The organism is Vibrio sp. CK2-1 (genome assembly GCF_021726515.1).
Taxonomy (GTDB): domain Bacteria; phylum Pseudomonadota; class Gammaproteobacteria; order Enterobacterales; family Vibrionaceae; genus Vibrio.
The window spans coordinates 271,621-285,527 of the sequence record NZ_JAKKCJ010000004.1 but is presented as its reverse complement, the minus strand read 5'-3'; the positions used below and the strand labels follow the sequence as shown (position 1 = coordinate 285,527).

General features: G+C 41.9%; 12 protein-coding genes and 1 pseudogene. 3 read left to right on the top strand and 10 right to left on the bottom strand.

The window, feature by feature from the left end; all coding sequences use genetic code 11:
- Nucleotides 1-28 precede the first annotated feature (28 nt).
- The 10 genes from L3V25_RS12390 to L3V25_RS12345 form a co-directional block, all read right to left on the bottom strand.
- Nucleotides 29-187: a DUF3955 domain-containing protein gene (locus L3V25_RS12390; protein ID WP_346656335.1), complete on the bottom strand. Its 159-nt coding sequence runs from the start codon at nucleotides 185-187 to the stop codon at nucleotides 29-31.
- Nucleotides 188-934: 747 nt separating this feature from the next.
- Complete coding sequence (locus L3V25_RS12385) at nucleotides 935-1,564, bottom strand: FMN-binding negative transcriptional regulator (RefSeq protein ID WP_237295718.1); 630 nt, start codon at nucleotides 1,562-1,564, stop codon at nucleotides 935-937.
- Between the two features lie 198 nt (nucleotides 1,565-1,762).
- A complete protein-coding gene (locus L3V25_RS12380; protein ID WP_237295717.1) occupies nucleotides 1,763-2,239 on the bottom strand; it encodes a DUF2947 domain-containing protein in 477 nt (158 codons plus the stop codon).
- A 23-nt stretch (nucleotides 2,240-2,262) separates the two neighbouring features.
- Nucleotides 2,263-2,853, bottom strand: a complete 591-nt coding sequence (locus L3V25_RS12375) for an HD domain-containing protein (RefSeq protein WP_237295715.1) — start codon at nucleotides 2,851-2,853, stop codon at nucleotides 2,263-2,265.
- Nucleotides 2,854-2,873: 20 nt separating this feature from the next.
- Nucleotides 2,874-3,467, bottom strand: a complete 594-nt coding sequence (gene rimJ / locus L3V25_RS12370; protein WP_237295714.1) for a ribosomal protein S5-alanine N-acetyltransferase — start codon at nucleotides 3,465-3,467, stop codon at nucleotides 2,874-2,876.
- Complete coding sequence (gene tyrR / locus L3V25_RS12365; protein WP_237295712.1) at nucleotides 3,467-5,089, bottom strand: transcriptional regulator TyrR; 1,623 nt, start codon at nucleotides 5,087-5,089, stop codon at nucleotides 3,467-3,469. Before tyrR ends, rimJ begins: the two co-directional genes overlap by 1 nt.
- A 149-nt stretch (nucleotides 5,090-5,238) precedes the next feature.
- Entirely contained in the window at nucleotides 5,239-6,384 is a 1,146-nt protein-coding gene (locus L3V25_RS12360; protein WP_237295710.1) for a TIGR01620 family protein, read from the bottom strand.
- Nucleotides 6,381-7,790 carry a YcjX family protein gene (locus L3V25_RS12355; protein ID WP_237295708.1) on the bottom strand — a complete coding sequence of 470 codons (1,410 nt, stop codon included), beginning with the start codon at nucleotides 7,788-7,790 and terminating at the stop codon, nucleotides 6,381-6,383. The genes L3V25_RS12360 and L3V25_RS12355 overlap by 4 nt, the downstream gene beginning before the upstream one ends.
- Before the next feature lie 218 nt (nucleotides 7,791-8,008).
- A complete protein-coding gene (locus L3V25_RS12350; RefSeq protein ID WP_089122874.1) occupies nucleotides 8,009-8,203 on the bottom strand; it encodes a hypothetical protein in 195 nt (64 codons plus the stop codon).
- A gap of 153 nt (nucleotides 8,204-8,356) precedes the next feature.
- Nucleotides 8,357-9,874, bottom strand: coding sequence for a fumarate hydratase (locus L3V25_RS12345; protein WP_089139550.1), 1,518 nt, complete (start codon nucleotides 9,872-9,874; stop codon nucleotides 8,357-8,359).
- Between the two features lie 226 nt (nucleotides 9,875-10,100).
- Between L3V25_RS12345 and pabB the strand changes: the two genes are divergently transcribed.
- From pabB to L3V25_RS12330, 3 genes and pseudogenes are all read left to right on the top strand, one after another.
- Nucleotides 10,101-11,537 carry an aminodeoxychorismate synthase component 1 gene (pabB, locus tag L3V25_RS12340; protein ID WP_237295707.1) on the top strand — a complete coding sequence of 479 codons (1,437 nt, stop codon included), beginning with the start codon at nucleotides 10,101-10,103 and terminating at the stop codon, nucleotides 11,535-11,537.
- 31 nt (nucleotides 11,538-11,568) lie between these two features.
- Nucleotides 11,569-12,171: pseudogene (locus L3V25_RS12335) on the top strand (CoA pyrophosphatase); the annotation flags it as partial.
- Nucleotides 12,172-12,556: 385 nt separating this feature from the next.
- Nucleotides 12,557-13,816 carry an aromatic amino acid transport family protein gene (locus L3V25_RS12330; protein ID WP_237295705.1) on the top strand — a complete coding sequence of 420 codons (1,260 nt, stop codon included), beginning with the start codon at nucleotides 12,557-12,559 and terminating at the stop codon, nucleotides 13,814-13,816.
- The last annotated feature ends 91 nt before the right edge of the window (nucleotides 13,817-13,907 follow it).

The window sequence follows — 13,907 nt, the reverse complement described above, 5'->3', positions numbered from 1 at the left end:
TTTTTTGTTTAAGTGATGAAAGCTAGATTTAAAGAGTCTTTTTATGTCTAAGGAAGGTAATAACCAAAGCCACCAGCGCCAGTAGCTGAAAAAGCCAAAATAAAGGAATGAGCGCAAATGGCTCAATTAAGATCCCTTTCTCATCTACGTATGAACCGATGATGTTATAAGCAATTAAACACAACATACCGCTGATACAGAAAAGAATGCTTATTTTATACTGATGGAGAAATTTCATCGGAGCCTCAATATTAGAAGATCTAACATATTAGATGTTTGGTAAGAGTAAAAATGCCACGCGTTGCAAATCCCTCTTAAAAAACTTGTTATGTGAACATACAAAGTCAGTGCCCAATATCTAAAATCAGAAGCAACGTTAATAAGAAAGGAAACCAGTACCATATGCTCTCTTTCCATTGACGAACTACTAAAGTTTGGTAAAGCAAAGCAACAATAAATACTAGTTCTAGAAAAAGTTGGAAGGGAAAGATTAACAATGAATAAACCATCCCATATCCAGGAGCTTGACCTGCTTCGCTGGGACTGCTCATTATACCGTCGATAAAATGCTCGAAATATAAGTAAATGAAATGGTTCAGTGTTAGTGCAATTAAAACAAATCTCACAACGTTATCACTCCAATCCTTTGGTTTTAAATGTAATTTCTTCTACACCAGAAAGTATTAAGCATCATATTTTAATAAACTCGACATCAATCCCAGTTTTGTTCCCATAACAATTTAATAGACGGAAAAATCCGTATAGTTCACCACTTGCAACTCGTAAGAACGCACTGTGTTTATAACCAGTGAATGTTGATATAAACCTAAGCGCATATATAACATCAAAAAGCTACTGTGTATCCAGCCTTCCCCTTAGCTATCACAACTCAATTGTCACTGGTGCTTCTTTGGTTCAAATAGGTAAGAGGAAATTAACCAGAAACAATAAACTTTTGAACCCAAGCTTGCATATCACTATGCCCTATTGCTTGTAGGCCATCGACAACGCCTTGTTGATTGATTTCCGGCTTATCTTGGCTCACTTTCCACTTACCTTCTATCGATTCAATTTGTACTTCCAAGCCAACAATCACTGGTAGCATTTTCTCAATATATTCTTGAGGTGCATCAGAAATAGACCAAGGTTCATCAGAGTTAGATTCATGCTTATCCGTTAGCCTATTTAAGAAATCCAACTTCCAATCGTTGTCATGGATACATTTAATCTCGCCGGTGACATGTACAACAATATAATTCCATGTTGGCACTGCTTTGCCATTTTCTTTCTTGGTTGGGTAGTAGTTTGGAGATATATAACAATTGGGGCCGTGGAAAATGATGGTTGATTTGGTTTCATCATTAACTAATTTAGCAAGAGGGTTCGCTTTGGCAATATGCCCTTGAAGACTCGCAATTCCATCATCAATAGTCAAAATCATCGGCAAATGATCCACTTCTATGCCAGAATCAGTGCTGACAATTAATGTTGCGAATGGGTAGTCATTAATAATCTGATGTAAATGATCAATATTGCTTTGTTGGAAAACCTTTAGCTTATGCATGCTATTCCATGTGTGATGCGGTTTAGATTTAACTCACACTACCTGAAAGTCCAAATGGCTTACAAACATCCATCTTTTATTTTCAGATCTCACACTCAATATTACTTTGTCACCTTTTACTAATACATTGATAATTAAAACTCTTAGAGCACAAAAAAAGCCGCCATTGGCAGCTTTAATCAATTATAGGTTTATCTTTTACTCAGTACGTTGACCTAACTTTACTGTGCCATTGGTGTTGAACCATAAGGCTTCAGAACGTCGGCGGCCTATTAGAATCGGGCCATCATCGAAGAATAAGAAGTTCTTCCAATGCTTTTTGAAAATTGACCACTTGGTTTCTATGATGTTGTATTTTTCGTAGCAGAAGTAGACCGTTACGTCATCTTGCCAGTCGATATGCTCTAGGATTGCTTGAGGCAGTTCAGGTTCATCGGCATCCCAAGCGGCGGACCAATTGACTTCATCAGACCAATTACTTGCTTTGCTTGGCCAATCGCCAGAGCTTAAACGGTCGGCATCTGGGCTTTGTTTGCTAATGTTTTCAATCCATAACTGCGCAGCACGCTGCTGAGAAATCGGTTTGATATGCACCAAATCTTCTTCTGGCACAGGAAGAGATTGATGAGTGAAAATCCACTTTCTTTGGTATTGTTCCAAAGGTGTATACGACATAGTAACTCGCTTTGTTTAATTTCTTATTGGTCTTTCAACCAGCCATTTTTTACTGCTTCAGCGACGATCTGCTGTGTTTTTTGCCACAATGCTTCTGAACCATATTCAATTTTTGCATTAACGGTTAACGCTTGGGTTTTAGTTACGCCATGCTCCATCCAACTTTGACCATTATTATAGTAGTTCAGCAGCATTGGGATTAAACGGTCGAGCGCTTTGGCAAATTTCGCTTCTGGGCTTTGTGCTTGTTCAAACTCTTGCCAAATAGCCATCAGCTCTGCGCCCTGTTCGTCGGGTAACATACCAAATAATCGCTGAGCAGCCTTTAATTCATTTTCTTCTTGTACTTGTGATGCTGCGGTGTCGTACACAAACGTATCACCAGCATCAATTTCCACAATATCGTGCAGTAGCAACATCTTGACGACTTTAGCAATGTCTACTGGCTCATTGGCATGTTCTTCCATCAACAATGCCATCATCGCAACATGCCAACTATGTTCGGCGGTATTTTCTAAACGCCCTTCTGCCGCTTTTACACGAGTACGGCGTAACACGGTTTTCAGTTTGTCGAGTTCCATTAATAATGCTAGTTGTTTATTAAGTCGTTCCACGCTAGCTCCTTTATTCAATTCTATGTTTCAGCTCGCCATGCTGAATTTATCAGTGACATTAAGCGATGTGTTTCCCACTGGCCATTAATTAATAAATAGTCTTTCGCGATACCTTCAAATTCAAAACCTAGGCGATCGAGTACTTTCTCACTACGAATATTATTGGGCATGTAGGCAGCCATAATTCGATGTAGATTTTGTTGTGTAAAAATCCACTGGATACACACTTGCAGAGCATGAGTCATAATGCCTTTTCCTTGGGCGGTTTCAGATAATGAATAGCCAAGGTTGCAAGCATGAATCGGAAAACCTGAAATATTGGTAAAGTTAATAGTGCCAAGTACTTGAGTATCTTCTTTATCAACAATAATGAAGCTAAACACTGTATTCATTTGATGAAAATCATTCAAACGTTTAATACGGCTTTTCCAACCTTCAACGGTATAAAATTCAGAGCCTCGAATAGGATCCCAAGGGGCTAAATGTTGATGATTTTGGTTATAAAAATCCGCCATCATCTTCTCATCACCAGAACCGATAAGACGCACGTTAACGCTTTCAAGTTCAAAGTTATCGCCAATCAACAATTCAAAGGTAGAGAGATCCGTTTTCATTACGATTTTCGAATTCCATAATCACGTAGCTTATTTGCAATTGAGGTGTGTGACACTTCCAAACGCTTTGCTAACTTGCGACTTGATGGGAACGATTGATACAAACGCTCTAAAATTTGCGCTTCATGTTTACGCATCATCTCATCAAGTGAACCATCTAGCGTAAAGCTCTCCGATGGTGTTTCAAATGCGGAACGGCTTGCTTGCAGTGTTGGCAGTTGGAAGTGTTCAAACTTCAATACATCATCATCAAGTTGGGTCATCGCGCGCAGCACGGAGTTTTCTAGCTGACGAATGTTACCCGGCCAAGGATATAGCGTTAGCTGCTCGATGAGTTGTTCATCATAACTAGGCACTTTTAATCCAAGCTGCTGAGCATATTTGGCGACAAACATATCCACCAGCGGCAATACGTCACTACTACGCTCACGTAAAGATGGAATGCTTAAATTCAATACGTTTAAACGGTAGTACAAATCTTCACGAAATGAGCCTGATTGGGTGAGTTGTGACAATGTTTGTTTAGTCGAAGCAATCACACGTACATCGACGTGCATTTCATTTTCTTCACCTACTCGACGGAATGAGCCATCTTGCAAGAAGCGCAGGAGTTTGATCTGTAGATGTGGGCTCATTTCGCCTATTTCATCAAGAAAAACCGTGCCTTTATCGGCTTGTTCAAAAATACCTTTATGACCAATGTCGTTATTAAACGCGCCCGGTGCATTACCAAACAATTCGGTTTCTGCCGCATCATCTGGCATAGACGCACAGCTTAACACTAAGAATGGTTCATTGGAGCGATGAGAGCGGTTATGACAAGCGCGAGCCAGCATTTCTTTACCAGTACCGGTCTCACCTTCAATCAATAACGGCTGGTCTAGCATGGCTAGTTTTTTCGCCTGAGACACCAAACGTTGATGGTGATTCGATACACCAACAAAATGCTCAAAGCCAAGTGGGTTGTAATCTGGTACAGCCGTTAGTTTGGTTTCTGAATGCACAATAGGTTTTAGCATGATCACAGCACTGGCAAGAATCGCTTCACCCGAATCACTGTGGATCATTACCGGCATCACATCCATTAGGTAGTTTAAGCCTTCGATGGTGATTTTATCGCGGTAGCGCAGTAGACCTTCATCAAACTTACCCTGCTTAGGTTTTACTTCACCGCTGGCTAACGCTTTAAACCAAGGTGCGGATTTTAGTTTCGGGATGTAATGAAAAATGCTGTAGGTTTGAATTTCTTTGACGGTAACTTTAAACAACGCCAGCGCGCAGAAGTTCGCCATTTCAATATCCCCTTTCAGGTTTATCGAAATTACCGGATCAGGCAGTGTATCTAGAATCGCATTTAGCTCGGTGCTTTCGCGTTCACTTGGCATAAATGGAATTTTACGAACATCGGTCACGCCTTCGATTTGACGAATTTGCGCCATCAAACCACTAAAAGTTCCAAATTCAACATCAGGACAATTTAAGTAGATGATCCCGGGATCGCCGATGTGAATGCCACGAGTACTCAACTCAATGCCACGTAAGTCGATATTTTTAGAAACTAGGATATCTAGCAGTTCACGAGTAAGACCAAGGCGGTCTTGGCAAAGGACTTCTAAACGCACGGTTCTATTCCTGAAAAGGTGTCACGAAAAGTTGACAGTAGTGTGTAGGAAGGCCGGTAATTCGTCAAGAAATTAGATGATTAGGGCCAGATTCTGTTATCTGAGCCCTAGTCTTTTTAAGGTTTATTTCGTTGTGGTTATTAATACGGCTATTTCTGCTCGGTTTTTCCTATCACTCGCCCAACCACAAGCTTACGAATTTCACCCAGCCGCACCGCTTTATCTTTGCGCCACGGTAGAGGACGAAGTAACGCCATCGCTTTAATCCCTAAACGGCCAGTCAATAAACCAACGCCAATCCCTTGCGCGGCACGAGTTGAGATCTTGCCTGCAACGCTTAACGACATCATGTTAGTGCCAACATCCACCGCTAGTTCACTCGCGCCTGCGGCAGCCATGTTGATGAACACGAGTTTAAGCAAGCGAATGCGAGACCAGTAACCGAGTTCAACCCCGTAGATTTTGCCTAGCTCATCAATCATTTTGAAGTTACGCCAAGCGACCAGTAGCATGTCGGCAATCGCAAGCGGACTTAACGCGACCAACACCGCAGATTCAGTTGAATAACTGGCTACGACTTTTTTTGCTTGCTTGTCTTGCAGTGCAATCACCATGTCATCATATAGCTCAATCACATCGGCATCGTTATGGTTATCGTTCACCGTTTTAACCCAACGATCATAGCCAGCATGTTCAAGCGTCACGCCAGCCTGCGAAGCAAGGTCTTCACAAAATGGTTTGGCATTGCCAGTTTTATGCGAATGAATTAAATCCATTGCCAGTTCTTGGCTACTCAGTTGTTTACGAAGTCTACGTAGTTTCCATAACTCTTTGACCGTAGCGGCAATACCCAGTGATGCTAATGCCGCGATAAAGCCTGTCCAGCCTAGTGTTAACCAATCCGATTGTTGGTAGGCTTGCAGAACATTATGCACGCTTTGCCAACCAACTAGGCCGGTAAAAGCAAGTACACCACCGGTCATTAACCAGCGGCGTTTAGAGCGAGGACGAATGATATTGACCATTTCATCTTCTACGCTCGTCTCTTCAGCCATATCTAGTTGAGCTTGCGACATAGGCACAAATTCAGTGGCGTCATCAAATTTTACTTTTGCGCCCATTTTCTGGTAAGCCCGCTGTTGGTCAGCCGATTGCTGGTAAGCAGGATCTGAATTTAACGCATCCAATGTTTCTTGTTGGTAGTCTAATTTTGAATCGGAAGGCTTAGCTTTATTTTGCTGTGCTTCGCCCTCTTTATCACTATTGAAGATAATTTTGTTTTTGTAATCGCTCATCGTAATTTATCCCCTAACAAGAACTGCAACACCTTATCCATACGAATATGCGGTAATGCTTGGTCATGAGGTATTTTTAATGGCCTAAATTCATAGAACTCAAAACCATTACCTTGCCAGTAGTCTTTTTGTGGCAGTTTTGGCGGCACTTCACCGGGAAATAAGGTCAGCGTTTCTTCTTCCAGTGTAGTGCCTTTAACTGCTTGGAAAGTCTTATCACCAGATGAAGCATAACCGGGCATAGTAGCTTGAATTGAAGCTAGGCTGACACATTCCATATCGATGCCTTCATAAGACACATGCTGCCAAGCTTCATGTACCAGTTGTTGCAGCAAAGACACCATATTGATGTGTTGATCTGGCGTGACGTGATCGGCTTTGGTGGCCGCAAACATCACTTTGTCTATTTTGGCTGAGAACAAACGCTTTAATATCGAGTTACGACCGTATTTAAAGCTTTGCATCAATTGGCTGATAGCCCCACTCATGTCCATGAAAGAATCATATCCAGAGTTTAAAGGCTGCAAGCAATCCACTAGCACGATTTGGCGATCAAACGAGGCAAAGTGTTCTTGATAAAAGCTTTTAACGATTTTCTTTTTGTATTCGTTAAAACGAGATCGCAGCATTGCATAAGCTGAATTTCGTTTAATTTCTTTTAGCGGCTTGCCATGTTCATCCATTTCCAGTTCAACAGGGAAGAATTGCAGTACTGGCGCGCCAACCAGTTCACCCGGTAGAACAAAGCGACCCGGTTGAACCCAATGCAAACCTGCATCCTTACAAGCGTGTAGGTAGTCGGTATAAGATCTGGCTAGCTCAGCAACACGGTTTTCATTGGCGGTTGCGAGACTATCGAAATGATTCAACTTCAATAACCATTCTTTCGCCAACTTCGAACGTAATTCACTGCCCGCCTTTTCGCCTCTTAATAATTCAAGTTGGCTTTGTGACCATTGCTCAAAGCTCATATCCAATAAAGGCAGATCGAGTAACCATTCGCCGGGATAGTCCACGATATCGAGATACAATGTTGAAGTGCTTTTAATTAAACGTCGCGCGCCCTTTTTCGGCTTAAAACGAATCGCGAGACGAATTTCGCTCACATCACGAGTAGGTACTGGCCATTTGGGTGGTGTTGAATGCAGTTGTTCAATGGCAAGATCGTAGTCAAATCTTGGCACCATTAAATTGGTTTGCGGAATACGCTTCGCACCAAGTAATTGCTTATTACGACTAGGCTCAAATAGCGGCAAGTTATCTTGAGTTGAGCTATTTAAAAGCTGATTAACCAAGGAAGTGATAAAGGCAGTTTTACCCGCACGTGAAAGCCCTGTCACCGCGAGACGCAAGTGTCGGTCTAAGCTACGCTTAACGAGATCGTTCACTTCTTGTTTGATTTTCATTTACCACTCCACATACCAAAGCATGATTCATTTAATTGGTTAGATCATATCATATTTCGTTAAAATCAATATCTTCAGCCGCTTACATTGACTTCATCTTTACCAAAAACACGTTTATTAAAAAGAAAAGTATCAAAAAGAAAATACACGAAAAACAAAAGGCCCGTATTTCATCAATACGAGCCTTTATGAATTTTAACGATTCGGTTTAAATGCCGTTAATCTTCTTCTATCAATTTATAGATGATAAATAAAGATAACTCTAACAATAAACCAAGTACCACTGTCATTACTGCAAACCAGTTATTGCTTGTGTCAAAAATCGCAATCCCGTGTAGGATCATCTGAACACCAACGTATCCACCCACTACTACAGCAATTAAGATCTGCAAAATCTGTACAAAACGTGGCATAAAATCTCCTAAATATTCAGCCTGTTATACTTTCTATTAATGAAACTATAATCAATTTAGCGCCATTAGTCAGAAAATTTTTCCATTGCTGAGCAAATTTAAGCGATAAAGACACAAAGCGCCGCACTTTCCTACGCGCCTTGTGCTACTTCATTACTTTTCCATTTCAGCAATTTTTACTTTCCAAGTATCAGGACCGATTTGGTGAGCATTCGCACCAGTTGAATCGACCGCGACGGTAACTGGCATATCTTCGACTTCAAACTCATAAATCGCTTCCATACCAAGATCTTCAAACGCGACCACGCGTGCTTTCTTAATCGCTTTCGCCACCAAATAAGCTGCGCCACCGACGGCCATGAGATAAACAGACTGATGTTTCTTGATGGATTCTACGGTATCTGCACCACGCTCTGCTTTACCAATCATTCCCATAATGCCGGTTTCTTCTAGCATCATATCGGTGAATTTATCCATACGCGTTGAGGTTGTCGGGCCTGCTGGGCCAACCACTTCATCACCTACCGCATCAACTGGGCCAACGTAGTAGATGAATTTGTTTTTAAGGTCGACACCTTCTGGCAAACCTTCGCCGCTTTGTAGCATACCTTGAATACGTTTATGTGCTGCATCACGACCAGTTAAGATTTTGCCAGATAGCAATACCGTTTCACCAGTGCGCCACTGAAGAACGTCTTCTTTAGTAATAGTATCTAGGTTCACTCGACGAGTATTTTCGCCGGCTTCCCAAGTAATTTGAGGCCAATCTTCTAATTTTGGTGGTGTTAATTCTGCAGGGCCAGAACCATCCAGCGTGAAATGTACGTGACGAGTTGCTGCACAGTTTGGAATTAAGCAAACAGGTTTAGAAGCGGCGTGTGTTGGCGCAGTTTTAATTTTCACATCCACAACAGTTGTTAAACCGCCAAGACCTTGCGCTCCAATACCCAATTTATTCACTCGGTTGAAGATATCTAAACGTAATTCTTCTTCCGCATTTTGTGGGCCGCGTTCAATCAATTCATGGATATCAATGTGTTCCATCAAAGATTCTTTTGCCAGTACCGCCGCTTTTTCAGCCGTACCACCAATGCCTATGCCTAGCATACCCGGTGGACACCAACCCGCGCCCATTGCTGGTAAGGTTTTCTCTACCCACTCTGCAATATCATCGGATGGGTTTAGCATCACCATTTTGGTTTTATTTTCAGAGCCGCCGCCTTTTGCCGCGATTTGAATCTCTACTTTATTACCCGGCACCATGTTGATGTGTACCACACCCGGCGTGTTATCTTTGGTGTTGATACGCTTGCCCGCCGGATCAGAAAGCACAGAAGCGCGCAATGGGTTATCAGGGTTGGTATAAGCTTGGCGAATGCCTTCATCGACCATTTGCTGAACCGTCATATCCGTTTCATCCCAACGAACATCCATACCAATATTGACAAAACACGTCACAATGCCGGTATCTTGGCAAATCGGACGGTGCCCTTCAGCGGCCATACGAGAGTTAATTAAGATTTGAGCAATCGCATCTTTCGCGGCTTGGCTCTCTTCCTTGTGATAGGCCTTTTCAAGCGCCTGAATAAAATCCATTGGATGGTAGTACGAAATATATTGGAGAGCGTCAGCCACACTGCTGATCACATCTTGCTTACGAATGACGGTCATACATGCCTCTACACATTACATTATTATAATTGGATAAAGACTGGCGATAGTGGATAGTCATAACAGTGACAGTGTCACCCTGATAACCAACAAATCCTTGTTTGGGCGGGATTTTAACTAAACCAATCAATTACCGATTCACATACATTGCTTAATCTGGAATTATGATACTCTCGCTCAGCATTCGATGCCACGTAACGATTGAACCTTTGTCACACTTTATAGAATGAAAAAGCAAAATAATTCCAATATGACTCAAAACAACTCAAGCACACTCCAAGACCGTATAAAGATTAAACACATTCCTTACGCGGAAGGCTTAGCTAAGCATTATTTTGCTGCCATCGAGCATCTACCTTGGGCAATGCTGTTACGCTCAGCCGCAGACGGCCACCCCAATAATCGCTACGATATTTTAGTGGCTAACCCAATTGCCAAGTTGCTTACCCATGGCAGTATCACGAGTATTTATCAAAAGACGGATACCAGCGAGTTGCAAATTCAAAAATCTGAAGATGATCCATTCACACTACTTGCTCACTACCAGCAACAATTACTGCCGGCACAACCAAGCATCGATGACGTTCCTTTCATTGGCGGCGCTTTAGGTTACTTTGGTTATGATCTAGGTCGTCGTGTCGAACAGATGCCCTCTTTGGCAGAACACGACATTCCCACCGCGGACATGGCGATTGGTTTATATGAATGGGCATTTATCGTTGATCATCAATTAAAACAAGCTTATTTCGTCGGGCAGAATATCGAGCAACATCAAGCTTGGTTAGAATCACAGCAAAGCCTACCGAGCAAAGCGTTTGCATTGAGCTCTGACTGGCAATCGAATATGACCAAAGCGTCGTATATTGAAAAATTCAACGCTATTCAAGAGTACCTACGCTCGGGAGATTGCTATCAAATCAACCTAGCGCAACGCTTTAATGCTCAATATCAAGGCTCAGAATGGTTAGCCTACCAAGCGCTGGAACAATCTAATCACGCGCCTTTTTCTGCGTTTATCCGAACCGATGAAACCACATTAATCAGTATTTCGCCTGAACGCTTCTTAGAACTTAATAAAAACGAACTCAATCAAAACGTGATTGAAACTAAGCCAATCAAAGGCACTCGCCCACGTTCAAAAGATGCAGAACAAGACAAGCAATTAGCCGAACAACTTAAGAACGCTGAGAAAGATCAAGCGGAAAACTTGATGATTGTCGATCTACTACGTAATGATATTGGTCGTGTCGCCAAACCCGGTTCGGTCACTGTTCCTGAGCTATTTGCTATTGAAAGCTTCCCCGCAGTGCACCATTTAGTCAGTACTATCCGTGCTATACTCGATAAAGATCAATGCGGTAGCGATTTACTCCGCGCCTGTTTTCCTGGTGGCTCGATTACTGGTGCGCCAAAAATTCGTGCGATGGAAATCATTGAAGAATTAGAGCCTCACCGCCGTAATGCTTATTGTGGAAGTATTGGTTACATCAGCCGTTGTGGCCGCATGGACACCAATATCACAATCAGAACTTTAGTAGCATACCAGCAGCACCTTTATGCTTGGGCTGGCGGTGGTATTGTTGCCGATAGCGAAGCGGAATCGGAATACCAAGAAACGCTCGATAAAGTCAGCCGGATTTTGCCAACGTTATCTAGCCTGTAATCTGTAAACACAGAAAAACCGACGACAAGGAATGTTTATGAAAAAAGAAGAGTTATTGCGTCAGTTTTCATTAAACATTCCTGCTAGATATCAGCCTGAGAGCTTATTACGAGTGGCTCATCTAGATCCTGAGAAGTTAAGAAAAGCGGCGGTTTTGATTCCTTGTGTCGATCGCCCTGAAGGTTTGTCGGTCATACTGACGAAACGGGCTTCCCATTTAAAAAACCATCCGGGACAGATTAGCTTTCCCGGTGGTAAATTCGAATTTTTTGATCATTCACTTGCCGATACAGCGATAAGAGAAGCACACGAAGAAATTGGCTTACATCCTAGCCAAGTCAACATTTTTGGCCAACTACCAGAACTCACTACCATTAGCCGCTTTAATGTCACCCCTTTCATTGCCTTTGTTGACGATGGCTATCAAAGCACCATAGATAAAAATGAAGTCGATTATATTTTTGAAGTACCTGCGACTTACTTATTTAACCCCGATAATCTTTACAGTAAAAAGATGCAAATTAAAGGATCTGCGCATCGTATCTTTGCCATCAACTATCAAAAGCATTTTATATGGGGCGTCACTGCGCAAATCATTCAAGCTTTGCAATCCCAGCTGTCTATCAAAGATCTAGCAAGTTATTCCCCATCATCAATTGATAGCCAGATAGCTTCTCAATCCAATCTGCAACAGCAGGCACTTCTGCATTCTGCTGTTTAATTCACCATTACCCTTATTTTTATAAGTGAATTAATTTTCATATTTCCAACCTCATAGATAAGTCGTTTGCTTTAACGGCTGCTCACCATTTAAGCAACCTTCAGTTTCACATAAGAACTTTCACTCTTTCGGATAAGTTTATTTAATCTGAAGCGCAGTTTTTTCGTGACACAGCGCATGTTATGAAACACTTGTAACTTATTCCGCAAATAAAGTGATATTGATCCTATTTTTATCCCTCAAGATCAGCATAATCCACGCCAATTCTTCCTGTTCCCAACTTTTAAGAGAATTAACAATGAATACGAAAACCATTAATGCTGCAGTCGAAAGTGCTCCAACTTCGACTAAATGGACTTACCAAGATTTTTCTTGGGTACTATCTTTATTTGGCACCGCGGTAGGTGCTGGCGTGTTATTTCTACCAATTAAAGCCGGTGCTGGTGGCTTTTGGCCATTGGTTATTCTGGCCTTAATTGCCATGCCAATGATTTGGCTTGCTCACAAAGGTTTAGCCCGTTTCGTTTTATCTGCTAAAAATCCAAATGCAGATATTACCGATACCGTTGAAGAACATTTCGGTAAAACTGGCGCCACAATCATTACTTTTGCTTATTTCTTTGCGATCTATCCAATCGTGCTGATTTATGGCGTAGGTATTACGAATACGGTTGATTCTTTCTTAGTCAACCAACTTGGTTTTGAATCAATTCCACGCTGGTTACTTTCTGGCGCTTTAATTAGCTTGATGACTTGCGGAGTGATCTTTGGCAAAGAGCTAATGCTAAAAGTGACGTCACTGATGGTTTACCCTCTTGTGTTCATCTTATTAGCGCTATCTGTTTTTCTTATCCCTGAGTGGAATACTTCAATGGCTGAAGTCACGCCAAACTGGGCTGAAATGCCAAAAATCATTTGGTTAGCGATCCCAATTATTGTGTTCTCATTCAACCATAGCCCTATCATCAGCCAGTTTGCTAAAGAGCAACGTCGTGTTTATGGTGACAATGCGGTGAAGAAAACTGACATGATCACTGGCGGTGCAGCAACAATGTTGATGGCGTTCGTGATGTTTTTTGTATTCTCTGTTGTACTTTCTTTAACACCAGAACAACTAGGTGAAGCGCAAGCGCAAAACATCAGCGTATTGTCTTACTTAGCCAACATTCACTCTTCGCCAATGATTTCATATCTAGGCCCTATCGTGGCTTTTGCTGCCATCACTTCAAGCTACTTTGGTCACTTCCTTGGTGCTCATGAAGGCTTAGTAGGTCTAGTGAAATCTCGTTCAAAAGCGTCTGAAACAAAGGCTAACAAAGTTTCATTACTGTTTATTGTGTTAACTACATGGGTCATTTCAATCATCAACCCAAGCATCCTAGGTATGATCGAATCTATGGGCGCGCCAATGATTGCGGCAATCCTGTTTATTATGCCGGTTTATGCGATGCGTAAAGTGCCTGCAATGGCGAAGTTCAAGACCTCATCTTTTGCACAAATCTTTACAGCTATTTGTGGTGTTGCAGCGATTACTTCTGTAATCTACGGCTCCTTTTGAGCTATGGTTCTAGAGATATAGCAAACTAGGCTATAATTTAGCTAATCAATACAAAGTTTCAGAAATAAAATAGCAAAGCTACTCTACATAA

What these genes read in the sequence shown, in the direction of transcription:
- L3V25_RS12390 (WP_346656335.1), bottom strand. Translation starts at nt 187, where the DNA reads ATGTTGTGTTTAATTGCTTATAACATCATCGGTTCATACGTAGATGAG.
- L3V25_RS12385 (WP_237295718.1), bottom strand. Translation starts at nt 1,564, where the DNA reads ATGCATAAGCTAAAGGTTTTCCAACAAAGCAATATTGATCATTTACAT.
- L3V25_RS12380 (WP_237295717.1), bottom strand. Translation starts at nt 2,239, where the DNA reads ATGTCGTATACACCTTTGGAACAATACCAAAGAAAGTGGATTTTCACT.
- rimJ (WP_237295714.1), bottom strand. Translation starts at nt 3,467, where the DNA reads ATGAAAACGGATCTCTCTACCTTTGAATTGTTGATTGGCGATAACTTT.
- L3V25_RS12360 (WP_237295710.1), bottom strand. Translation starts at nt 6,384, where the DNA reads ATGAGCGATTACAAAAACAAAATTATCTTCAATAGTGATAAAGAGGGC.
- L3V25_RS12355 (WP_237295708.1), bottom strand. Translation starts at nt 7,790, where the DNA reads ATGAAAATCAAACAAGAAGTGAACGATCTCGTTAAGCGTAGCTTAGAC.
- L3V25_RS12350 (WP_089122874.1), bottom strand. Translation starts at nt 8,203, where the DNA reads ATGCCACGTTTTGTACAGATTTTGCAGATCTTAATTGCTGTAGTAGTG.
- L3V25_RS12345 (WP_089139550.1), bottom strand. Translation starts at nt 9,874, where the DNA reads ATGACCGTCATTCGTAAGCAAGATGTGATCAGCAGTGTGGCTGACGCT.
- pabB (WP_237295707.1), top strand. Translation starts at nt 10,101, where the DNA reads ATGAAAAAGCAAAATAATTCCAATATGACTCAAAACAACTCAAGCACA.
- L3V25_RS12330 (WP_237295705.1), top strand. Translation starts at nt 12,557, where the DNA reads ATGAATACGAAAACCATTAATGCTGCAGTCGAAAGTGCTCCAACTTCG.